This is a genomic window from Janthinobacterium sp. GW821-FHT03C10 (assembly GCF_059420865.1).
The window spans coordinates 77,833-100,977 of the sequence record NZ_JBWKUN010000008.1 but is presented as its reverse complement, the minus strand read 5'-3'; the positions used below and the strand labels follow the sequence as shown (position 1 = coordinate 100,977).

The 23,145-nt window shown below is 62.4% G+C and carries 16 protein-coding genes; 8 read left to right on the top strand and 8 right to left on the bottom strand.

Annotated features, from left to right (window positions below):
- Positions 1 to 160: 160 nt before the first annotated feature.
- From AC07VH_RS24080 to AC07VH_RS24070, 3 genes are all read right to left on the bottom strand, one after another.
- Entirely contained in the window at positions 161 to 1,624 is a 1,464-nt protein-coding gene (locus AC07VH_RS24080; protein ID WP_475414612.1) for a catalase, read from the bottom strand.
- Positions 1,625 to 1,717: 93 nt separating this feature from the next.
- Positions 1,718 to 2,374: a DsbA family protein gene (locus AC07VH_RS24075; RefSeq protein ID WP_494788531.1), complete on the bottom strand. Its 657-nt coding sequence runs from the start codon at positions 2,372 to 2,374 to the stop codon at positions 1,718 to 1,720.
- A 14-nt stretch (positions 2,375 to 2,388) separates the two neighbouring features.
- On the bottom strand, positions 2,389 to 3,258 hold the full coding sequence (locus AC07VH_RS24070; protein ID WP_494788530.1) for an MBL fold metallo-hydrolase: 870 nt from the start codon (positions 3,256 to 3,258) through the stop codon (positions 2,389 to 2,391).
- Between the two features lie 200 nt (positions 3,259 to 3,458).
- On the opposite strand from AC07VH_RS24070, the gene AC07VH_RS24065 reads away from it, so the two are divergent.
- From AC07VH_RS24065 to pcaC, 4 genes are all read left to right on the top strand, one after another.
- Positions 3,459 to 4,910 carry an alkaline phosphatase gene (locus AC07VH_RS24065; RefSeq protein WP_475414609.1) on the top strand — a complete coding sequence of 484 codons (1,452 nt, stop codon included), beginning with the start codon at positions 3,459 to 3,461 and terminating at the stop codon, positions 4,908 to 4,910.
- Positions 4,911 to 4,978: 68 nt separating this feature from the next.
- The gene (locus tag AC07VH_RS24060; RefSeq protein WP_494788628.1) at positions 4,979 to 6,364 is read left to right on the top strand and encodes an alkaline phosphatase; all 1,386 of its coding nucleotides are present in this window, start codon (positions 4,979 to 4,981) and stop codon (positions 6,362 to 6,364) included.
- 74 nt (positions 6,365 to 6,438) lie between these two features.
- Complete coding sequence (locus AC07VH_RS24055; protein ID WP_494788529.1) at positions 6,439 to 7,170, top strand: hypothetical protein; 732 nt, start codon at positions 6,439 to 6,441, stop codon at positions 7,168 to 7,170.
- Between the two features lie 59 nt (positions 7,171 to 7,229).
- Positions 7,230 to 7,628 (top strand): 4-carboxymuconolactone decarboxylase, encoded by a 399-nt coding sequence (pcaC, locus tag AC07VH_RS24050; protein WP_494788528.1) that lies wholly within the window; start codon positions 7,230 to 7,232, stop codon positions 7,626 to 7,628.
- 71 nt (positions 7,629 to 7,699) lie between these two features.
- Here the strand turns inward: pcaC and AC07VH_RS24045 are convergent, their stop codons facing one another.
- From AC07VH_RS24045 to dprA, 3 genes are all read right to left on the bottom strand, one after another.
- Positions 7,700 to 10,366 carry a DNA topoisomerase III gene (locus AC07VH_RS24045; RefSeq protein ID WP_494788527.1) on the bottom strand — a complete coding sequence of 889 codons (2,667 nt, stop codon included), beginning with the start codon at positions 10,364 to 10,366 and terminating at the stop codon, positions 7,700 to 7,702.
- Between the two features lie 273 nt (positions 10,367 to 10,639).
- Positions 10,640 to 11,104 carry a Smg family protein gene (locus tag AC07VH_RS24040; protein WP_070222738.1) on the bottom strand — a complete coding sequence of 155 codons (465 nt, stop codon included), beginning with the start codon at positions 11,102 to 11,104 and terminating at the stop codon, positions 10,640 to 10,642.
- Between the two features lie 94 nt (positions 11,105 to 11,198).
- On the bottom strand, positions 11,199 to 12,302 hold the full coding sequence (dprA, locus tag AC07VH_RS24035; RefSeq protein ID WP_494788526.1) for a DNA-processing protein DprA: 1,104 nt from the start codon (positions 12,300 to 12,302) through the stop codon (positions 11,199 to 11,201).
- Positions 12,303 to 12,606: 304 nt separating this feature from the next.
- Here dprA and def point away from each other — a divergent pair, with 304 nt between their 5' ends.
- On the top strand, positions 12,607 to 13,149 hold the full coding sequence (gene def, locus AC07VH_RS24030; protein WP_099665527.1) for a peptide deformylase: 543 nt from the start codon (positions 12,607 to 12,609) through the stop codon (positions 13,147 to 13,149).
- A 93-nt stretch (positions 13,150 to 13,242) separates the two neighbouring features.
- A complete protein-coding gene (fmt, locus tag AC07VH_RS24025; RefSeq protein WP_475416773.1) occupies positions 13,243 to 14,199 on the top strand; it encodes a methionyl-tRNA formyltransferase in 957 nt (318 codons plus the stop codon).
- 88 nt (positions 14,200 to 14,287) lie between these two features.
- Here the strand turns inward: fmt and AC07VH_RS24020 are convergent, their stop codons facing one another.
- Complete coding sequence (locus AC07VH_RS24020) at positions 14,288 to 16,768, bottom strand: hypothetical protein (RefSeq protein ID WP_494788525.1); 2,481 nt, start codon at positions 16,766 to 16,768, stop codon at positions 14,288 to 14,290.
- A 641-nt stretch (positions 16,769 to 17,409) separates the two neighbouring features.
- On the opposite strand from AC07VH_RS24020, the gene metH reads away from it, so the two are divergent.
- Together metH and AC07VH_RS24010 are read left to right on the top strand one after the other, a co-directional pair.
- Positions 17,410 to 21,204, top strand: a complete 3,795-nt coding sequence (gene metH / locus AC07VH_RS24015) for a methionine synthase (RefSeq protein ID WP_494788524.1) — start codon at positions 17,410 to 17,412, stop codon at positions 21,202 to 21,204.
- A gap of 113 nt (positions 21,205 to 21,317) precedes the next feature.
- Positions 21,318 to 21,689, top strand: coding sequence for an SPW repeat protein (locus AC07VH_RS24010; RefSeq protein ID WP_489628924.1), 372 nt, complete (start codon positions 21,318 to 21,320; stop codon positions 21,687 to 21,689).
- A gap of 104 nt (positions 21,690 to 21,793) precedes the next feature.
- On the opposite strand, the gene AC07VH_RS24005 is transcribed toward AC07VH_RS24010, so the two are convergent.
- Positions 21,794 to 23,074, bottom strand: coding sequence for an EAL and HDOD domain-containing protein (locus AC07VH_RS24005; protein WP_034784728.1), 1,281 nt, complete (start codon positions 23,072 to 23,074; stop codon positions 21,794 to 21,796).
- Positions 23,075 to 23,145 lie beyond the last annotated feature (71 nt).

Genomic DNA, 23,145 nt, shown 5'->3' with positions numbered 1-23,145 from the left:
TTTCTAGTCAGGACGCCGCCAGGAAGGCGGCGCGATCATCAGACCGACAAGTCTACGCATGGATATCAAATATGTCCATACGGCAATATTTGATATCAACCTCTAATTTGTGCCATATCAATAACAGGCGGAACAAGCAAGTTCCGCCTGCAACACGCAATTACAGCGCCACGCCACGCGCCTGCAGGGCGGCCCGCACGCCGGCGCCATAGGCCGGGTCGGCCCGGTCGAAGTGGCCGAGCTGACGCTGCAAGGTTTCCGCGCGCACCTGGCTCAGGGGACCGGCCAGGTTGTCGAACAGATTTTGCCTGGCCTGGGCCGACATCAGACGGAACAGATTGCCGGCCTGCGTGTAATCGTCTTCCACGCCGCGCCCGTCGTAACGCGCCGCGCCGCCAGCCAGCGCCAGCGCCGGCTCGCCATGGCCCAGCCCCTGCGGCGCACTGCCCGCCGCCGCCACGTTCGCATAGTTCTGCGCCGAACTGCCATTGTGGATGGCCATGCCGCCGTCGCGCTGCTGATTATGGAAGGGGCAGCGGGCCGCATTCACGGGCAGATGCTGGTGGTTCGTGCCGACGCGGTACAGCTGGGCGTCGTGGTAGGCGAACAAGCGGCCTTGCAGCATCTTGTCCGGCGAGTATCCCATGCCGGGCACGGCGTTGGCCGGCGAAAAGGCTGCCTGCTCGACTTCCGCGTGGTAATTGTCCGGGTTGCGGTTCAGCTCGAAAATACCGACGGGCAGCAGCGGGAAGTCCCCATGCGGCCACACCTTCGTCAGGTCGAACGGGTTCCAGCCCGTGCGCTGCTCCCAGGCATCGAGCTGCTCCTGCGTCGCCACCTGCAGTTTGACTTCCCACTGGGGGAAATCGCCGCGCTCGATGGCGCCGAACAGGTCGCGCTGGGCGTAGTCGGGATCGGCACCGGCCAGGCGGCCCGCTTCCGCTGCAGGCAAATTCCTGATGCCCTGGCGCGTCTTGAAGTGCCACTTCACGTACACGCGCTGGCCATCGGCATTGATCAGGCTATACGTGTGGCTGCCGAAGCCATCCATGTGGCGGTAGCCGTCCGGCGTGCCGCGGTCCGAGAACAGCATGGTGACCTGGTGCAGGCTTTCCGGCGCATGGCTCCAGAAGTCGAACATCATCTCGGCCGATTTCAGATTGCTTTGCGGATCGCGCTTTTGCGTGTGGACAAAATCGGGGAACTTGATCGGGTCCTTGATGAAAAACATGGGCGTGTTGTTGCCGACCAGGTCCCAGTTGCCCTCTTCCGTATAGAAACGCACGGCGAAGCCGCGCGGGTCGCGTTCCGTATCCGCACTGCCGCGCTCGCCACCGACGGTGGAAAAGCGGGCGAACGTGGCCGTCTGCTTGCCCACTTCGCTGAACAGCCTGGCCTTGGTGTAGCGGGAAATATCATGCGTGACGGTAAAGGTGCCGTAGGCGCCCGAGCCTTTGGCGTGCACGACGCGCTCGGGAATGCGCTCGCGGTTGAAATGCTGGAGTTTTTCGATCAGGTGGAAGTCTTGCAGCAGCAGGGGGCCGCGGGGACCGGCGCTGATGGAATTCTGGTTGTCGGCGACGGGAATACCCGAGGCGGTACTGAATGGCGGCTGTTGGCTCATGGCTGCTTTTCCTTCGTTGTTGACTAATGAAACCAGTGTAACGAGGTCAACAGCAAAGGAAAAGATAATTGATTTTATCGAACCGATAGCTATTTACAATGCACAACCATGGGCATCGCACACGCCGCCCAGTTGCGCCTGCAACTTCGCCGGCTGGCCCAGGAAGCCGCCGATATCGATCACGGACAGCTTGCCGCTGCCATCGTCGAGCACGAACGTGGGAAAGCCCTGGCCGCCCACCTGCGCCAGCAAGGCGCGGCTGGCGTCGATGTGCCGCTGCGTGGCGGCGCCCGCCTGCTGCGCATACGCGGCCTGGAATGCCGCCCCATCCATGCCCAGCTCTTGCGCCAAGGTCACCAGCACGGGCACGTCGGCGATGCGCAAGCCGTCCACGTAATGGGCGTGCTGCACGCGCTGCAGCATGTCCAGGCCCTTGCCGGCCACGGCTTCCGCCGCCAGGATGGCCGTGATCGGCGGCTCGGAATCCATCATGGCCGTCGTGTCGTTCAGCAAGCCGTCGATATAGGCGTCGCCGAAGGGCTGGCCCGACAATTGCTCGATGCGCCGGTCATGCGGCAGCACATAGCCGCGCCAGGCGGGCGTGATCTGGCGGCGATTGCTGCCCGTCATCATGCCGCCGCCGTGGAACGCCACCGTCAGTCCGGGCACGGCGCGCGCCGCCTCGACCAGCGGCGCGGCGCCGTAGCACCAGCCGCACAGGGGGTCGAAAATGTAGTGCAGTGTGGGCATGCCGGCCTTGCCGCTTACCATTGCATTTCACCCTTTGCCACCTTGGCGCTCGTCTCCAAAGCGCCATCCAGGCCCAGCTGCGGATAGCGCGTTTTCATCGCTTCGATCAGGGCGGCCGAGTTGGCGGCCTTGGCCGTTTCCCCTTCAAACGTCACCAGGTAGTCGCGCGTAAAACCGATGCTGTCGGGCGTCAGGGACGAACCGACCTTGAAGTGGCCGGGCACGACGGTGACGGGTTTCAGCGCCGCGATGCCGTCCAGGGTCTTGAGCCAGTCCTGGCGCGATTGTGCGCTTTGCGTATCAGCCGTCCACACGTGCAGGTTACCAAACAGCACGACGCCGCCGACGACGGCCTTGATCGATGGAATCCACACATAGGTGCGCGCTGGCGTCGGGCCGGCGATGTCCAGCGCCTGGCCTTCCAGACTGATGCGCTTGCCTTTCAAGGCTTCGGGAATGACGATGGCGTGCGGCGCATTGTCTTTCAGGATAGGCCCCCAGTAGGCGACCTTGGCGTCGGCCTTGCGGCGGATCTCGGCCACGGTTTCCGGCGTGGCGACGATCTTTGCCTGCGGGAAAGCCGCCTTGATCACGTCCAGGCCAAAGTAAAAATCGGGATCGCTATGGCTGATATAGACCGTCGTCAGTTTCTTGCCGCTGGCGCGGATCTTCTCCACCAGCTTTTGCGCCTCGGCGCGCGAAAACTGCGCATCGATCAGCACGGCGTCATGCTTGCCCGCGACCAGCACGGAAGCGACGGGGAAAATCGCCGCCTCGCCCGGATTGAATACTTCCAGGCTCAAGGGAGCGCTGGCGGCGGCCGAGGCGGCGCCGGCGGCAAACAGGGTGGAAACGAGAACGCTGCGGATGGATTGGGAGAACATGAAGTGCCTTCACAAGATGATTGGGATGACGGCATCTTACGTTGCTTTATTCGGTAGAAAAACCCGATAAACCGCAATAATTTGTTGCATTTTTCGATGCAATCTCCGGCCATCGAAGACCTAATGTTTCACAGCGTCATCATGACGTCACATTGAATTGTTATCTTGCCAGCTCTTTCAAACCTAGCCGGATGAACCACATGACACGCAGAAAAATTTCCGTCGCTGGCTGCAGCGTCGCCATCACCCTGATGCTGGCCGCCTGCGGCAGCGACGCCAAAAAAGAAGAGGTAGTGGCTGAAGCGCCGCCGAAAAACGTCATCTTCTTCCTCGGCGATGGCATGGGCCTGACCACCATGACGGCCGCGCGCATCTATGCGGTGGGCGAAGACGGTGCGCTGACCATGGACACCCTGCCGGAAACGGCCTTCGTCAAGACGTTCTCGAACGATGCGCAAGTAACCGACAGCGCGCCGTCGATGGCCGCCTACATGACCGGCGTCAAGATGAACAATGAAGTCATCTCGATGTCGGCCAACACGGTCGCCATCGATCCGGGCACGGATGCGAACGGCAACAAGCTGGTCAACAAATGCGGCACCGGCAACGGCACGCCCGCCACCACCCTGCTGGAACTGGCCAAGGCCAAGGGCTTTGCCGCCGGCGTCGTCAGCACGGCGCGCGTGACGCACGCCACGCCGGCCGCGACCTACGCGCACATCTGCCACCGCGACCTGGAAAACGATATCGCCGCGGCCCTGGTGCCAGGCGGCACGGGCTACAACAGCGCCCTGGGCAGCACCGGCCTGGAAGTGGTCCTCGGTGGCGGCGCGCAATTCTTCAAGCCGTTCAAGGATGGCGGCAAGCGTTCCGACGGGCGCGACCTGGTGGCTGAACTGAAAGCGAAGAGCTACACGGTCGCCAACACGGGGGCCGACTTCAAGGCCGTCGATGCGGCCAAGACGGAGCGCCTGTTCGGCGTGTTCACCTCCAGCCACATGAGCTACGACCTGGACCGCGATGCAGCCAAGGAACCGAGCCTGGCGGAAATGACCACCAAGGCCATGGACGTGCTGGCCAAGAACAAGAAGGGTTACTTCCTGATGGTCGAAGGCGGCCGCATCGACCATGCGCTGCACGAAACGACGGCCAAGAAGGCGCTGCAAGACACGGTCGCCTTCGACAACGCCATCAAGGCCGCCATCGAAAAAGCCAAGCTCACCGATCCGACCCTGGCCAATACCCTGATCGTCGTCACGGCCGACCATGACCACACCCTGGTGCTGAACGGCTACGCCAAGCGCACGGGCAAGACGGCTGCCGGCAACCCTGGCGTGCTGGGCGTGGTGAAGAACTACGTCACCGGCGCGGTCGAGAAGGACCTGGACGGCGCACCGTATTCGATCATCGGCTTCGGCAATGGCGAGAACCGCACGCAAGCGAGCCGCGCCGCCATGGCCAGCCTCGATGAAACCGTCACCAGCGCCAATAATTACCACCAGGAAGCGGTGATCCGCACCACGGCCGGCAATGAAACCCACGGCGGCACCGACGTCTTCCTGGGCGCCATCGGCAAGGGTTCGGAAACCTTCCTGGGCACCATCGACAACACCAAAGTATTCGGCCTGGTCAAGACCGCCGGCGGTCTGTAATCCCCAAGAGACAAGAATTGGACAAGCACATGAAACTCGCATCGACACCCGCCGCACTGAAATCGGCCCTGAAACTCTCCTTGCTGACCACGCTCGTGGCCGCCAGCGTCGCCAGCGCCTACGCCGCCGACGCGAAGAACGTCATCTTCTTCCTCGGCGACGGCATGGGCCCGTCCGTCGTGACGGCCGCGCGCATCTACCAGTACAAGGAAGACGGCAGCCTGACCATGGACACGCTGGAACGCACGGCGCGCATCAAGACGTTCTCGAACGATGCGCAAACGACGGACAGCGCGCCATCGATGGCCGCCTACATGACCGGCGTCAAGATGAACAATGAAGTCATCTCGATGGCGCAGGATACGATCGCCAAAGAACCCGGCCGCGACGCCAACGGCAACCTGGGCGTGGACAACTGCCCGGCCGGCGGCAAGAGCGTGCCGACCATCCTGGAACTGGCGAAAGCCAAGGGCAAGGCTGTGGGCGCCATCACCACCACGGAACTGACGCACGCCACGCCGGCGACGACGTTCTCGCACATCTGCAACCGCAATGCGCAATACGCGATCGCCGCGCAAGCGACACCCGGCGGCGCCGGCTACAACGCAGCCCTGGGCGACGGCGTCGACGTGCTGATGGGTGGCGGCCGCAACCATTTCACGCCTTGGTCGGCCAGCAACAAATACGGCCGCGCCGATGGCCGCAACCTGCTGACGGAATTTGCCGCCAAGGGCTATACCGTGGCCGCCAACAAGACGGAAATGGCGGCAGCGCCGAGCGGCAAGAAATTCATCGGCCTGTACAGCACCCGCAGCCACCTCGAATATGAGCTGGACCGCACCGCCACGCCGCCGCTGGGCGAAGGCGCGACCCAGCCTAGCCTGTCGGAAATGACGCTCAAAGCCATCGACTTGCTGTCGAAAAACGCGAACGGCTACTTCCTGATGGTCGAAGGCGGCCGCATCGACCATGCCTTGCACGGCATCAACGCCAAGCGCGCGCTGACGGACACCATCGCCTTCGACGACGCCATCAAGGCGGCCATCGCCAAGATCAGGGAAACCGATCCGACGCTGGCCAACACCCTGATCGTCGTCACGGCCGACCATGACCACACCCTGGCCTTCAACGGCTACGGCAAGCGCGGCAACCCTATCCTCGACATCAACCGCGGCTACAAGGATAACCAGCCGAGCAAGGATGCCGATGGCAATACCTACACCACCCTGGTCTTCGGCAACGGTCCGAACCGCCCTGCCCTGCGCAGCAACGTCGACAGCGCCACGGCCCTGAAAGACAATTACCTGCAAGAAACAGGCGTGCGCCTGGCCAGCGAAACCCACGGCGGCGGCGACGTCAAGCTGCTGGCCACGGGCGCCGGCGCGAAAACCTTCAAGGGCACCCTGGACAACACCAAGGTGTTTGACCTGCTGAAGGCGGCCTTCGGCTTCTGATCCACGTCAACACGGTAACCCCACCGGGGCGGATGGCGTATGCCCTCCGCCCCTCTGCACGTAAAGGCAACACAATGAAATCGTCCCTGATCGCCATCCTCCTGGCCGCCGGCTTTGCCGCCAGCGCCCAAGCCGCTCCGCCTTCGGCTCCTGCCGACCTGGACCTGGGCATCACCTATTACAGCCGCGTCCTGACGCCGGAAGGCGTGACGCGCGAGAGCCGCTACGCAGAAAAGATGCTGCGCCGCCCCGGCCACGTGTGGGTCGAGCGCGTGCTGGCGCCGTCAACGGACGCGCATGCGGGCCACAACCATGGCGAAAACAAGAAAGTGGCATTGAAAACGTCGACCGCGGCCACGCAGCATGAACACAAGCACTTCAATCCCGTGCTGATCCCCCGTCACGTGATGCTGGAAAAAAATACCGTGCGCGTGGAATACGTCGACGCGCATGACAAGATCGTCGTCTCGATTCCCAAGGCCGAGTACGAAAACGTCAATTTCGACGGTTCCTGGGAAAACAGTTTTTATCTGCTGGACCCGAAACTGGTGGCCGCCATGCCCCTGTCGAAACAGGCATCGGGCGTGACGGGCGCGCGCTGGCGCGAAGTGGAAAAGAATGGCGTGTTCCAGCGCATCCTGTGGGATGAGCAAAAGCAGATTCCCCTGATCATCGAAAGTGGCGACCGCGCGAATACCTTCTATCGCCGCGTCGACGTCAAGCTGCAGCCGACCATCAGCAAGACGCAGCCGTGGGCGAATTTGCAGAACTACGCGCAGCGCGAATATTCGGACTACCTGGACTAAGCTTGACCACCGCATGCCGGCTCGCTAGTATCGAAAGCGTACAGCAACGGGAGCGCGGCATGGATGAACAATTCGAGAATGGTTTGCGCATGCGCAAACAGGTGATGGGCGACGCCTTTGTCGAACGCGCCTTTGCCCAGGTGGACGCCTTCACGGCGCCCTTGCAGGACTTCGTCACGCGCAACGCCTGGGGCACGACCTGGTGCCGCGACGGCCTGGATTTAAAGACGCGCAGCCTGGCGACGATCGCCATGCTGACGGCCCTGGGCCGCGCCCAGGAACTGCGCGGCCACGTGCGCGGCGCCGTCAACAATGGCGCCTCCATGCAGGAAATCCAGGAAGTGCTGCTGCACGCCGCAGTGTATTGCGGCATGCCGCTGGCCATCGACGCCTTCCGCTCGGCGCATGAAGTACTCAAGGAAATGGGCCTGGTGGCGCCGGCCGCGCCGCCAGCCTGAGCATTGCCCCATCAAATCGAGACGTAAAAAAAGCCAGGGAAATCCCTGGCTTTTGTCTGGCTGGCGCGCAATTACTCCGCCGCTGCCGCCTTCTTCGCCGGCGCCTTCCTGGCGGCCGGCTTTTTCACGGCCGTGGCCTTCTTGACCGGCGCCTTCTTGACGGCTGCCGCTTTCTTGACGGCCGTTTTCTTCGCTGGCGCCGCGCCTTCTTCGCCTTCGACCTCGGCAGCTGCCGCTTTGGTCTTGGCGCCCGGCTTGGCCTTGCGCTCTTCAAACTCGAAGCTCACCTTGCCATCCTTGCCCCGTACGAGGAAAGCCTTGAACGGACGGCGCGTGCGCTGCGATACAAAGCCCGGCAGCAAGTCCGTCTTGCCATCGTTGAGCAGCTTTGCCATTTGTTCCGGCAAGATTTCCTGCTGCAAGATGATGCGGCCGCTGCGGAAATCGCACGTCTTCGGCTTGGCTACGCTGTGTTCGCACACATAGGCCAGGCCCATTTCATACACGCCGGCATTGCACTTGGGGCACGGTCCCACGGGCGTCTGGCCCGTGAAATCGACGCCTTCGCCATCTTCGCTCTCGTCGTTCTGGCCGAAATCGAATTCCAGCTTGAAGTTCTTGATCTCTTCATCGCGCACGATGCGCAGGATGGCGGCGAACGGACGGCCCATCTTCGAGCGGAAGCCTTGTAGCGGGCCGATGGTGCGGTCCTTCAGCAATTGCTCCACTTCGGCGATTTCGAACTGGCGCGAACCCGGTGTCTTGCTCATCGAGAATTCGCACTTGGTGCAGGCGAAACGGCGGTAGTTTTCCTTCACCACGCCGCCGCAATTCGGGCACGGCGTTTCCAGCGTCGCATAGTCGCCGGGAATCGTGTCGTTGTCGTATTCCTTGGCGCGCTTGACGATGATTTGCGTCATCTGCGCGATTTCACGCATGAATTCTTCGCGCGAAATCTTGCCTTTTTCCATCTGCGACAGCTTGTATTCCCACTCGCCCGTCAGCTCCGGCGCCGTCAATTCATTGACGCCCAGGCCTTTGAGCAAAGTCATCAGCTGCGACGCCTTGGCCGTCGGAATCAGTTCGCGGCCTTCGCGGATCAGGTAGCGTTCCGTCAGCAAGCCCTCGATGGTGGCCGCGCGCGTGGCCGGGGTTCCAAGACCCTTGCCGGCCATCGCATCGCGCAGCTCGTCGTCGTCGATCAGCTTGCCGGCGCCTTCCATGGCCGACAGCAAGGTCGCTTCCGTGAAACGCGCTGGCGGTTTCGTCACCAGGCCGTTGGCGCTGACGCTTTCCGTCTGCACCTTCTCGCCCTTGGCGACGGGCACCAGGTTGCCGTTGCCATTGCTTTCCTTGTCGGCGTCCGTCGACGCTTCCTTGCCGTAGATGGCCAGCCAGCCCGGATTGGTCATGACCTTGCCTTCAGTCTTGAACTGATGGCCCGACACTTCCGTGTAGCGCGTGGTGACCTGGAATTCGGCAGGCGGGAAGAACACGGCCATGAAGCGGCGCGTGACGAGGTCGTACAGCTTCTGTTCCGGCTCGGACAAATTCTTTGGCGCGATCGTCGTCGGGATGATGGCGAAGTGATCCGAGATCTTCGTGTTGTCGAAGATGCGCTTGTTCGGCTTGACCCAGCCCTTGTCGATGATCTGCTTGGCGAACTGGTGGTAGTTGCTGTTTTCCTTGACCGTTTCCAGCGCCTGCAGCACGGTCGGCATGTAGTCTTCCGGCAAGTGGCGCGAATCGGTACGCGGATACGTCAATACCTTGTGCTTTTCATACAGCGCCTGGGCCAGGCCCAGGGTGTTCTTGGCGGAGAAACCGAAACGCGAGTTCGCTTCGCGCTGCAGGCTGGTCAGGTCGAACAGGCCCGGCGCCATCGAAGTGGTCGGTTTCGATTCTTCCGTGACGATGCCTTGGCGGCCGCGGCAGGCGGTGGCGATCGAGTCGGCAGCCGTCTTGCTCCACAGGCGCTCGGCGCGCTTCTCGGGATCGTTCTCGTCCTTCTTGAACTTCGTGTCGAGCCAGCGGCCTTCATAGATGCCGGCCGCGCAGACGAATTCGGCGCGCACTTCCCAGAAGTCGCGCGGCACGAATTTCTTGATCTTGTCTTCGCGTTCCACCACGATGGACAGGGTCGGCGTCTGCACGCGGCCCACGGTGGTCAGGTAGAAGCCGCCTTCTTTCGAATTAAACGCCGTCATGGCACGCGTGCCATTGATGCCGATCAACCAATCGGCTTCCGAACGGCAGCGGGCCGCGTCGGCCAGCGGCAGCATTTCTTCGTCGCTGCGCAGGTGCGAGAAACCGTCGCGGATGGCGCCCGGCGTCATCGACTGCAGCCACAGGCGCTTGACCGGTTGCTTGGCCTTGGCGTTTTGCGCGATCAGGCGGAAAATCAGCTCGCCTTCGCGCCCCGCATCGCATGCGTTGATGAGGGTGCTTACGTCTTTGCGTTTGATCAGCTTGTTTAATACTTTGAGGCGCGCTTCCGTCTTGGCGATCGGGTTCAGCGCGAAATACGGTGGAATCATCGGCAAGTGCGCGAAACTCCATTTGCCGCGCTTCACGTCGAATTCTTCCGGCACGGCGATCTCCAGCAAGTGGCCGACCGCCGACGACAGGACGTATTCATCCGATTCAAAGTACTCATCGTGCTTGGTGAAGCCGCCAAGCGTCTTCGCGATATCGTTCGCGACAGAAGGCTTCTCGGCGATGATGAGGGTTTTTGTCATATTTTTTGGTCTCGAAAAATGCTCTAGGATAGTTTCAGCATGCGCATCATACAGTGCATTGCCAGGCGCCGACGCTTTTGTCTGCGCAAGGCCTTGTGACTTGTGGTCTTGTCAAGCGGCCAATGATAAGCGCCTATTGAAGAATTCGGCAAGTTATCTGCAAGCAAGAATGCGCCAGCGCAAACACAATCGACTGGCGTGCGCGGTGCCGCAGCATATAGTAAGGGAGATGGCGCGGCAGCGGCGCCAGGTGCGGCCAGGGGCGTTTATCGACTAGTGCAGCAAGCGCGGCGGGAGATCTTCGTCGTCGACAAACAAGTCGTCGAACATCAAGGCGTCCGGTTCCTTGCCCTGGCTCCATAGCAGCATCAGCACGATGACTTTCAGCTTGCCCAGCGAGACGGGCGCCTCGTCGAGCGCCAGCGCCCGTTCGATGACGATTTCGCGCTGCAGCGGCGAGAGCACCTTGGCGCTTTCCAGGAACTGGATGAAACCGATGGCGGCCGTGCCCAGCACGTCGCTTTCCTGCTGCACATAGAAACGCGTGCCCGTGGAGCTGGCCGTCAGGGTTTGCTCGGCGCCTGCCATGGCGTTCAAGTCCGTCAGCCACACGAGCGCTTCGGAAATCTCCACGTCGTCGAAACCGACGGCCGACAGTTTGCGCGCCAGGACGGCCGGCTCGGGGCAGGCATCGGGGCGATAGTAAGTCTCGTAGAGGTACACCAGGATATCGAACATGGCTCTACTCTAGCAGCTAAGCTCGCTAAGACACAAGGGTGCGCGCAGACAAAGCGCCCCCGTGCGGCAAGGCCGCCACACAAGTGACAAGCTGTCATTTGCAGCGTTGAAACAGTCCTCCCGGCAAGCGTTCCACCCGGCCCGCCAGCTCCAGCGCCAGCAATTGCCCCATCAGTTCACCCATGGCCAGGCCGCTGCGCGCGGCCAGGGTATCGGCATCGTGCGGGTCGTGGCCCAGCGCGGCCAGCAGCGGCGGTTCGTCTTCCACCGCGGCCTGCACGCTGGGGACGCCGCCCAGCCATTGCAGCTCCTGCAGCACGTCATCGGCCGATTCGACCAGCTTGGCGCCCTGCTTGATGAGTGCATGGCATCCCTTGGCCAAAGTCGCATGGATGGAGCCGGGCAAGGCATACACGTCGCGTCCCTGCTCGCCGGCCAGGCGTGCCGTGATCAGGGAACCCGACTGGGCCGCCGCCTCGATCACCAGCACGCCGCGCGCCAGGCCGCTGATCAGGCGGTTGCGGCGCGGAAAGTTCCCTGGCATGGCGGGCAAGCCCAGCGCGTATTCGCTGACGATGCAGCCTTGTTCGGCAATTCTTTGCGCCAGATCAAGGTTGCGTCGTGGATACACCAAATCGGCGCCCGTGCCGATCACGGCGACGGTGCCGCCCGCGCCGCGCAAGCCGCCCTCGTGCGCGTGCGTGTCGATACCGAGCGCCAGCCCGGATATGATGGTCAGGCCCGCCATGCTCAGCGCGTGGGCAAAGGCGGCCGCATTCTGCATGCCTTGCGCGCTGGCATTGCGGCTGCCGATGATGGCCACGCCGGGACGCGACAGCAGTTCCGCCCGCCCCCGCACATATAACAACAGCGGCGGATCGGCGATTTCCAGCAGCAGGGGCGGATAGGCGGCATCGGCCAGGGTCAGCACGGCATTGCCAGGCCGCTGCAGCCACTGCAGGGTAAGCGCCAGCTGGCTGTTGGCCACCGGCTTGGGCGGCTGCCCGATGGCGCGCGCCACGCCGGCCGGCACCACCTCGCGCAAGGCCTCGAACGGCGCGGCAAAGATATCCGGCGGCAAGCCGAAGCGGGCCAGCAAGGCGCGCGCCGCCACCGGGCCCACGCCGGGCAGATGCTGCAGGCGCAGCCAGCCCGCCAGTTCCATGGCCGGGTCCGCCGTCGTTGCGATTGCATGCATGACAACCTCGTTGTGTACTGTGCCATCCCATGCTAGCGCCATGGCGCGCACGCGATACCGACGCGCGCAAGGATGCGTGCAATGGCGCCGCAAAACGGCCCGCCGTCCACAGGGCCATGGGCGTCTGTGATAAAATTTCCCTTTGCAGCAAACGAATAGCGCACTGGCAAACGCATCTGCCGCGCCGTTGCGCCATACGCGCCCAACCGTAGCGTACCCAACATAAAATAGCCCTGCCATCGTCCGCATGGCCCGGCATGAATAATCCGGCGCACCGGCGCCCACCTTAACCAGTCGAATCCGTATGTCCATATTAAATATCCTGCGTTACCCCGATCCTCGCCTGCACACGATCGCCAAGCCCGTCACCGAATTTGACGCGCGCCTGCAAACCCTGATCGACGACATGGCCGAAACCATGTACGACGCGCCTGGCGTCGGCCTGGCCGCGTCGCAAGTGGACGCGCATATCCAGATGATGGTGATCGACATCACCGAAGAGAAAAACCAGCTGCAAGTGTTCATCAACCCGGAAATCACCTGGGCCAGCGAAGAAAAGCAGGTCTACGACGAAGGCTGTCTGTCCGTGCCCGGCGTCTACGATGGCGTCGAGCGTCCGGCCCGCATCAAGGTGCGCGCCCTGGACCGCCACGGCAAGCAGTTCGAGCTGGAAGCCGATGGCTTGCTGGCCGTCTGCATCCAGCATGAGATGGATCACTTGCTGGGCAAGGTATTCGTCGAATACCTGTCGCCGCTCAAACGCAACCGCATCAAGACCAAGATGATCAAGGAAATCCGTGGCCTCGAGCGCGAAGCGAGCCTGCGCGCACAGAACCGTCGTTTCTAAGCCGCTGCTGATAGACTAAGCAACAATAGTCATAACACCATGCCAGCCTGGCGCCTCCGGCCCGGGCCTGCGCACCTCACGTCAAGGAACGCTATGAAAGTGATCTTCGCAGGCACGCCTGAATTCGCCGCCACGGCCCTGAAAGACTTGCACGAAGCGGGATTCGAGATTCCGCTGGTGCTGACCCAGCCCGACCGCCCTGCCGGACGCGGCATGCAGCTGCACGCCTCGGCGGTCAAGCAGTACGCGCAGCAGCATGGCATCGACGTGCTGCAGCCGCTGTCGCTGCGCATGGACAGCAAGGACCCGCAGCGCGCCGCCGAGGCAAAGGCGGCCCACGAACGCCTGCTGGCCACCGACTACGACGTGATGGTGGTGGCGGCCTACGGCTTGATCTTGCCGCGCAGCACGCTCGACATCAAGCCCTGCATCAATATCCACGGTTCATTGCTGCCGCGCTGGCGCGGCGCCGCGCCCATCCACCGCGCCATCGAGGCCGGCGACGATGAAACGGGCGTGACCATCATGCAGATGGAAGAAGGCCTCGATACGGGCCCCATGCTGGCCATCGAGCGCACCCCCATCGAAGCGGGCGACTCCACCGCGACCCTGCACGACAAATTGGCCAAACTGGGCGGCAAGATGATCGTCGAGACCCTGCGCAAGATGCAGCAGCAGCCCCTGGAAGCCGTGCCGCAGCCGGAAGCGGGCGTCACCTATGCGGCAAAGATCGCCAAGGAAGAAGCGGCGCTCGATTTCAGCCAGCCAGCGCTGGAACTGGGCCTGAAGATCCGCGCCTTCAATCCGTTCCCCGGCGCCTGCGGCCAGGTCGATGGCACCACCATCAAGATCTGGACCGCCGAGGTGCTCGACGCGGACAGCAAGGAAGCGCCGGGCCAGGTGCTGGCGGCCGACGCCCAGCACGGCATCGTCGTGGCTTGCGGCAATGGCTCGCTGCGCCTGACGGAACTGCAAAAACCGGGCGGCAAGCGCCTGCCCGCGGCCGAGTTCATCAAGGGCTTCCCGCTGGAAGGCAAGCGTTTCGCATAGTTTCGCTTGAGCGCACCGTGCCGTCATGTTGACGGCCATAAAAAAAGGGCTTGCCGCGGCAAGCCCTTGTTGCATCCAGCCCCCTGGTTTAGCGGCGCTGCACCTTCATCAAACGTCCTCCCACGGACGACGACAGGCTGACCTCGAAGCGGCCACCGGCCGGCAAGGCGCTCACGTCGACGCTGGCTTTGCCACCCGTCAAGTCACTGGCGACCACCGTCTTGCGGCCATCGGCGGCCACGTGCAGCACGGCGGCGTAGGGTTCCGCTTCGGCATTCCAGACCAGCGCCAGCTTGCCGCCGCTTTGTACCGCATCGAACGTGGCATCGTTGGCGGCGGCCCTGCTGCGGCGCGCCGGGCGCTCCAGCTTGGCCAAAGCCTTGCCATTTTGCAGCACTTGCACGTCGCTGATGTCGCCCGGATTGGCGAAGCTGACGCGGAAATGGCTCATGGCGTTGCCGCCATGGTCGGCCACGGAGACGCCATCGAAGGGCAAGTCGATAGTCTGTCCCGACGCCGTCAACACGCGCAAGGTATACGCATGGCCGCTGCCGCTGGCGGCGGCGCCGCCAGTGCGCACCGACGAGGCCACGGCAGGACGCAGCCCCACGCCAGCCGGCGTGATGCGGCCGGAAATGGTCAGATAGCCATTCTCGGCCACGGCCATGCTGGCGGCCAGCACATTGCTGCCCGTCACCTGCGTGCTGCGGCTTTCCAGGAATTGCTGCACCCGCACATAGCTGTAGTCGGAGAACCAGGCGCCACTGCAATAGCTCATCACGTCCTTCATCGGCGTGCTGCCATAGACTGCCTTGCTCAACTGGCCGATGGTGCCCGCATAGCTGCTGTTGTACAGCGGTTGCGGGCCCAGGTCGCCATTCGCATACGGATAGTCGGTGACCGCACCAGTCGGGCCGCCGCAGGCGACGTGCTTGAGCGAATGATTGTGGCCCAGCTCATGCACAAGCGTAGTCAGCCATTCAGGCCAGCTGTTGCCGAACGGATCGACGGAGGCAATGCTGTTGAACCTGGCATCGAGGCCGATGGCCGCCGTGAAAGCGTTGTTGCTGCCAGTCGGGTTGACGTAGGCCAGGCCGGCGGCACGCGTGGAGGACATTTTCGGCACGAAGCCATAATAATAGGCGCCGCTATCTTCCTGGGCGCGCTTGCCGTTCAGGGTTTCCAGGGTCGTGCTCCACCAGCTGTCGGCCGTGCTGCTGCCCGGCACGCTCAGCGGGGCGCGCGTGGTGATACTGATATTTTCCGCCGCATACGGATAGACGCGGGTCAGCGCGGTGCGGATCACCTCGGCGTCCGGCAGTTGTGCCACGCCATCGTCGGTGCTCAGCGGTACCAGCACCAGGTGGATTTTCGCCGCGCTGGCCACGACGGGCGCCGCTTCCTGGCTCACTTGCGTACCGTCATTGCCCACGGCCGTCACGCGCACGCGCACGCCGGGCAAGATCCAGGCTGACGGCAGGACGGCGCTGAAGTTGCCGTTGAAACTGTAATCGCTTTTCGCCGTCGGCAAGACCGATGGACCGCTCATGCTGATGCTGCCCAGGTTGCTGCCATTGGCGGCCGTCGCATTCAAGACCACGGCCGGGCTGGCCTGGCCTGCTTGCATGGCCAGCACGGACACGCGCACGGCGGCCGACTTGCCGCGCGTCAGGCGCAAGGCTGCATCGCTGGCGTTCAGGTTCAGTACCTGCGCGAAATCAATGCTGCCCAAGGTAAAGGCCGACACCGTGCCCGCATTCACGGCGATGCGCGAAGCGGCCGACAGCATCACGCTGCCCGTTGCCGACGCTGGCGCGGACAGCAGCAGCTGGCTGGCGCTGGCGCTGACGATGACGGCTGGCGTACTGCCCACCGTGGCCGCGCTGACCTGGTCGAGATTGCTGCCCTGCAGCGTCACCGACAAGGTCGCGCCGTTGACGGCCGACGTGATCGACGTCACCGCCACGCTGGCCAGGAGCGTGTACGTGTCGCTGCTGATGACGTCGTTGTACGGACCGCGCACCGTCAGCGGCCCCGTTGCCGCGCCCGCAGGCACCAGCACCGTCACGCTGCCGGCCGTCTGGCTTTGCGGCGTTGCCACCGCGCCATTACCGAACTGCACCGCCGTCACGGCGCCCATGCCGCCGCCCGCGAGCGTCACGCTGGAACCGACGCCGCCCGTCGCCGGCGCGACGCTGCTCACGCTCAGCGGCAGGTACACGTTCACGTTATAGCTGGTGGCGGCCGTGCCGCCGGCGCTGACCAGGCTCAAGGCGCCCGTGACGGGTACGCCCGGCATGACCAGGGTCGCGCTGGTGTCGCTGACGGCACTGCTGGCGACCGTCACGCCGCCGACCTGGAAGGCCGTCACACGGCTCAGATTCGTGCCCGTCACCACCAGGCTGCCGCCCACGGCGACGTTCGCCGCCGAGACGGCCGTCACGGCAGGAATCACGGCAGGATTGCCCGACGTGGTCGCCACCACCGTATCACCACCGCCACCGCCTCCCCCGCCGCAAGCGGACAGGCCCAGCACGACAAACAATGCCACAAGCAGATGGTTTTTCATGGCTGGCAACCATGTTGGTGCAGCGCGATGCCGGGGAGGACACGAGAGAAATGTGACATATTGGTGACTTTTGGTGAGAATTTAGTTTCGAAGAACCAATATTATGGGTTAATTCGATTCCTAAAGACAACTATTAATGCTTTTGATTCAATTGGTTTTGATAATAATTAAGATATCTGTTTGAAAAGCTTTATTTTGGGAATTATCCGCGCCACTCTGTATTGTCTTAAATCAAAATTATTTTCCTTTGCAGCTATTGCCATTCAATTCATTAAAAATTTCTTGAGCCAGCACAAATAATGTGGAAATTTTTCCACAGCCTAGACGTCATGCCTTCCTGCCAATTTTGGTGGAAGAATTAACGTTTTGAGTAAGATTTTCAGGAATGTAATTTTCAGCAGGCGGTGCGGTGCAAGGCGATGTGTTGCAAGAAGGCCTGCCGTGGGACGAACGGCCGCTTTTGCTTAAAACCAAAGCAGCCTGATGCCGTATAATTTTAGACCCGGTGAAATCAGGCGATTGCCACCTTCTGCCTGCCCTACCCGGCCGGCACTCTCCGTCAGCTGATCCTGCTGGCCCGCAACCGCCCCCGTACAGTCCTGTCGCCGCGCCGCCGCCCGTTTGCCTATTGAAAGCATGAAATGAACGATACCGTGATCCCCGCCATGTCCCCGACCGAAGCCACCTTGCGCGCCATCCTGGCGCAGCGGATCATGATCCTCGACGGCGCCATGGGCACGATCATCCAGCAATACAAGCTCGACGAAGAAGCCTACCGTGGCGGTCCCGCCGGCCGCTTCATCGATTTCGCCGCGCCGGCCGACAGCGGGGCGCGCGAACTGTTTGTCAAAGGCAACAATGAGCTGCTGACCCTGACGCAGCCGCACATCATCCAGGAAATCCACGAGCGCTACCTGGCGGCTGGCGCCGACCTGATCGAAACGAATACCTTCGGCGCCACGACGATCGCGCAAGACGATTACCACATGGCCCACCTGGCCTATGAAATGAACGTGCAAGCGGCAAAACTGGCACGCGCCGCCTGCGATAAATATTCCACCCCGGACAAGCCGCGCTTCGTCGCCGGCGCCCTGGGACCGACGCCAAAGACGGCATCGATCTCGCCCGACGTGAACGACCCGGCCGCGCGCAACGTGACCTTCGACCAGCTGGTGGCCGCCTACCTGCAGCAGACGCAGGGCCTGGTGGAAGGCGGCGCCGACGTGCTGCTGGTGGAAACCATTTTCGATACCTTGAACTGCAAGGCGGCGCTGTTCGCCATCGACCTGTACTACGAGCAAAACCCTGGCGTCGTGCGCCTGCCTTTGATGATTTCCGGCACCGTCACGGATGCCTCGGGCCGCATCCTGTCGGGCCAGACCGTGCCCGCCTTCTGGAATTCCGTGCGCCACGCGAAACCGCTGACCATCGGCCTGAACTGCGCGCTGGGCGCCGCCCTGATGCGTCCGTACGCGGAAGAACTGGCCAAGATCGCCGACACCTTCGTCTGCATCTACCCGAACGCGGGCTTGCCCAACCCCATGAGCGACACGGGCTTCGACGAGTTGCCAGCCGACACGTCCGCCCTGCTGCGCGAATTTGCCGACGCGGGCTTCCTGAACATGGCGGGCGGCTGCTGCGGCACCACGCCCGAGCACATCGCCGCCATCGGCGAGTTGCTGTCGAAAAACACCCCGCGCACCGTGCCGGCCCCGTCGCACGACTTGCGCCTGGCCGGCCTGGAACCGTTCGTCGTCAACGACGAATCGCTGTTCGTCAACGTGGGCGAGCGCACCAACGTCACGGGCTCGAAGGCGTTCGCGCGCATGATTCTCAACGAGCAATACGACGAGGCGCTGTCCGTGGCGCGCCAGCAAGTGGAAAACGGCGCGCAAGTGATCGACATCAACATGGACGAGGCGATGCTCGACTCGCTGGCCGCCATGACGCGTTTCCTGAACCTGATCGCCTCGGAACCCGATATTTCGCGCGTGCCCATCATGGTCGACTCGTCGAAATGGTCGGTCATCGAAGCGGGCCTGAAATGCGTGCAGGGCAAGGCCATCGTCAATTCCATTTCCATGAAGGAAGGCGAGGAAGAATTCCTGCGCCAGGCAAAGCTGTGCCGCCGCTACGGCGCGGCCGTCATCGTCATGGCATTCGATGAAAAAGGGCAAGCCGACACCTTCGAGCGCAAGATCGAGATCTGCGCCCGCGCATATCACTTGTTGATCGATGCGCTGGACTTCCCGCCGGAAGACATCATTTTCGACCCGAACATCTTTGCCGTCGCGACCGGCATCGAGGAGCACAACAACTACGCCGTCGATTTCATCAATGCCACGCGCTGGATCAAGGAAAACTTGCCGTACGCGAAGATCTCGGGCGGCGTGTCGAATGTGTCGTTCAGTTTCCGCGGCAACGATCCCGCCCGCGAAGCCATCCATACCGTCTTCCTGTACCACGCCATCAAGGCCGGCATGACCATGGGCATCGTCAACGCCGGCATGGTGGGCGTGTACGACAACCTGGACCCGGAATTGCGTGAACGCGTGGAAGACGTGGTACTGAACCGCCGCGAAGACTCGACCGAGCGCATGATCGAATTTGCCGGCACCCTGAAGGCGGGCGGCAAGGCCGAGGCGCAAACCCTGGCCTGGCGCGAAGGCACGGTACAGGAACGCCTGTCGCACGCGCTGGTGCACGGCATCACGCAATTCATCGTGGAAGACACGGAAGAAGCGCGCCAGCAGCTGCTGCACAATGGCGGGCGCCCCATCCACGTGATCGAGGGGCCGCTGATGGCCGGCATGGACGTGGTCGGTGATCTGTTTGGCCAAGGCAAGATGTTCCTGCCGCAAGTGGTGAAATCGGCGCGCGTGATGAAGCAGGCCGTGGCCCACCTGATTCCGTTCATCGAGGAAGAAAAGCTGCTGGAAGAACAGCGTACGGGCATCGTCGCCAAACCGAAGGGCAAGATCATCATGGCGACCGTGAAAGGCGACGTGCATGACATCGGCAAGAATATCGTCACGGTAGTCTTGCAATGCAATAACTTCGAAGTGGTGAACATGGGCGTGATGGTGCCGTGCTCGGAAATCCTCGCGCGCGCCAAGGTGGAAAACGCGGACATCATCGGCCTGTCGGGCCTGATCACGCCGTCGCTGGAAGAAATGGCGTATGTCGCCAAGGAAATGCAGCGCGACGAACATTTCCGCATGCTCAAGATTCCCCTGCTGATCGGCGGCGCCACCACCAGCCGCGCCCACACGGCCGTGAAAATCGCGCACAACTACGAAGGCCCCGTCATCTACGTGCCGGACGCTTCGCGTTCCGTGTCCGTGGCGCAATCGCTGCTGACGCCGGAACAGCGCGACAAATACGTGGAAGACATCGAACTCGACTACGCGCGCATCCGCGAGCAGCACGCCAACAAGAAGGCCCTGCCCATATTGCCGCTGGCGCAGGCGCGCGCCAACAAGATGGTCGTGCCGTTCGACGGCGCCTGCAAGCCCGTGAAACCGAAATTCATCGGCCGCCGCGTGTTTAAAAATGTCGACCTGGCCACCCTGGCCAACTACATCGACTGGGGTCCGTTCTTCCAGACCTGGGACCTGGCCGGCCCCTTCCCCGCCATCTTGACGGATGAAGTGGTGGGCGACGCGGCCACCAAGGTATACGCGGAAGGCCAGACCTTGCTGAAAAAACTCATCGACGGGCGCTGGCTGACGGCCAACGGCGTCGTGTCCCTGCTGCCGGCCAATAGCGTCAATGACGACGATATCGAGGTGTACACGGACGATACGCGCAGTACGGTGGCGTTCACCTACTACGGCATGCGCCAGCAAGGCGTCAAACCCGTGGTCGACGGCGTACAGCGTCCGAACCAGTGCCTGGCCGACTTCATTGCGCCGAAGGCATCGGGCGTGAAGGATTACATCGGCATGTTTGCCGTGACGTCCGGCCTGGGCATCGAAAAGTATGAAAAACGCTTCGAGGATGCGCACGACGATTACTCGTCCATCATGTTGAAGTCGCTGGCCGACCGCCTGGCCGAGGCGTTTGCCGAATACCTGCACGAGCGCGTGCGCAAGGATTTGTGGGGCTACGTGCCCGATGAGCACTTGAGCAACGACGACATGATCGCCGAGAAATATGTCGGCATCCGCCCGGCGCCAGGCTACCCGGCCTGCCCCGAGCATACCGTCAAGAAAGAGATGTTCGAAGTCATGCAGGCCGAGGAAATCGGCATGCAGCTGACGGAATCGTATGCCATGTTCCCCGGCGCGGCCGTCTCCGGCTTCTATTTCGCCCACCCGGAGTCGAAATACTTCGTCGTCGGCAAGATCGGCATGGACCAGGTGGAAGACATGGCCAAGCGCCGTGGCGCCAGCATCGAGGACGTGGAGCGCTGGCTGGCACCCAATCTGTCATAATATAAGCACAAGGCGCGCGGAACTTTTCGCGCGCCGCAGCGCACTAACGCAGTATGCCGGCCGGCATGCTGCATGCCCGCTCCGGCCCGTTCCCCAACTGGCAAGGAGGTAATATGGCAACCAACTTCAAACTGAAACGCTGGCAGGACCAGGTGATCCTGTTGCTGGGCCTGTGGCTGCTCGTCTCGCCCTGGGCCTTTTCCTATCCCGAAGGCTCGCCGCAGATGATCAACGCCTTTGTCTCCGGCCTGGTGATCGCCGCACTGGCCGCCTTCGACCTGTACAAGACCTATTTCTGGGCCGTCGTCGTCAACCTGCTGGTGGGCGTCTGGGTCGCCGTTTCGCCATGGGTACTGCGGCTGGCCGATCAGCGTGTCGTCATGTGGAACGAGCTGATTGTCGGTATCGCCGTCGTCGTGCTGGCCCTGTGGGAATTGCGCACCGACCCCGAGCTGCACAAGCACTGGCCCGGCGCCGCCGCGTAGCGGCGTAAAAAAGCCCTGTCACGGCGATGCCGTGCAGGGCTTTTGAAGAACGCGCCAACAATGTTGTCGGATTACGCGTGGCCTGACGGCCGCGCTAATCCGACCTACAGCGCATACCTGACAACGTTGTCGCTCCATTCATAGGCCGCCATTTCCAGCTCCACCAGGTCGTCCGGCGACATGGCCAGGTCGCGCAAGGTCGGCACGATCTCGCCTTCCATGTCTTCGATGCGCTCAATGCATTCGGCCAGGCGCAGCAGGTCGCCGTAGAAGCCTTCGCGCGACAGCAGCGCTTCGGCCACTTCGTCGATGACTTCGATCTGGCTGAGGATTTCCGACATCGGCACGCCGAACAGGGTATCCATCAGGGACATGATACCGACCGTAAAGGCGATATCGGCCGAATGGGCATGGTTCGGGCGCAGTTTATGCGCGAGCAATTCGAGCAGGCGGCCCCGCGTGGTGGCCAGCATCAGCAGCGGCGTCATGCTATGGCCGCGCTTGCTTGGCTCCGCATACAGCATGATTTGCAGCCAGCGCTGCAATTGGCGGCGGCCCAGCACGGTCACGGCCTGGCTCAGCGAATCGATGCGCTGGCGCGCGCCCACGGCCGGCGTATTGACCAGGCGCAATAGGTTCAGGGCCAGCGAGACGTCGCGCTTGATGGCACGCTCGATGTCCATGTTGTCGGCATCGGACGTCACCAATGTCATCAGTTCCATGACGGCCAGTTGCGACGGCGACAGCTTCTTGCCCGTCATGATGGCGGGCTTGGCAAAGTAATAACCTTGGAAATAATCGAAGCCCAGGTCCAGGCCCGACTTGAATTCTTCGCGCGTCTCGACCTTTTCCGCCACCAGTTTCTTGTTTTCCTGCTTGAAACGGGGCGCCAGCGCTGCCAGCACTTTCGGGTCGACCGTGCTCATGTCCATCTTGACGTATTGCACCAGCGGCAACAGCTCCTGCACTTGCGACGTATCGGAGACGACGTTTTCCAGCGCGAAGGTAAAGCCATGGCCCACCAGTTCGCTGATGCGTGCGCGCACTTCCGGCGTGACGGGCATCGATTCGACGATTTCCAGCACCACTTTTTCACGCGGCAGGAAGACGAAGATGTCGCTCATGATCACGTCGGCATCGACGTTGACGAAGCCGAGCGCGTCGCCGATGACCTTTTCCATGCCCAGCTGGGAAGCGTGGGCGATCACGGATGCCGTGGCGGACAGGTCGCTGGTAATGTTGGCGGGGCCGACCGGAGCGTTGCGGAATAGCAACTCATAGCCGAACAGGGCCTGGTTGCGGTCGAGGATAGGTTGTCGCCCCAGATAGAACTCGCGCACGCGCAAGGGTTTCGGGGTGATGTCGTTGCTGGAAATATCGATCATTAACTCTTCATCAATCACGTCGAGTGACACCGGCCGCGCGGCGCCCGCATCAAGGTTCACTATTGACAATA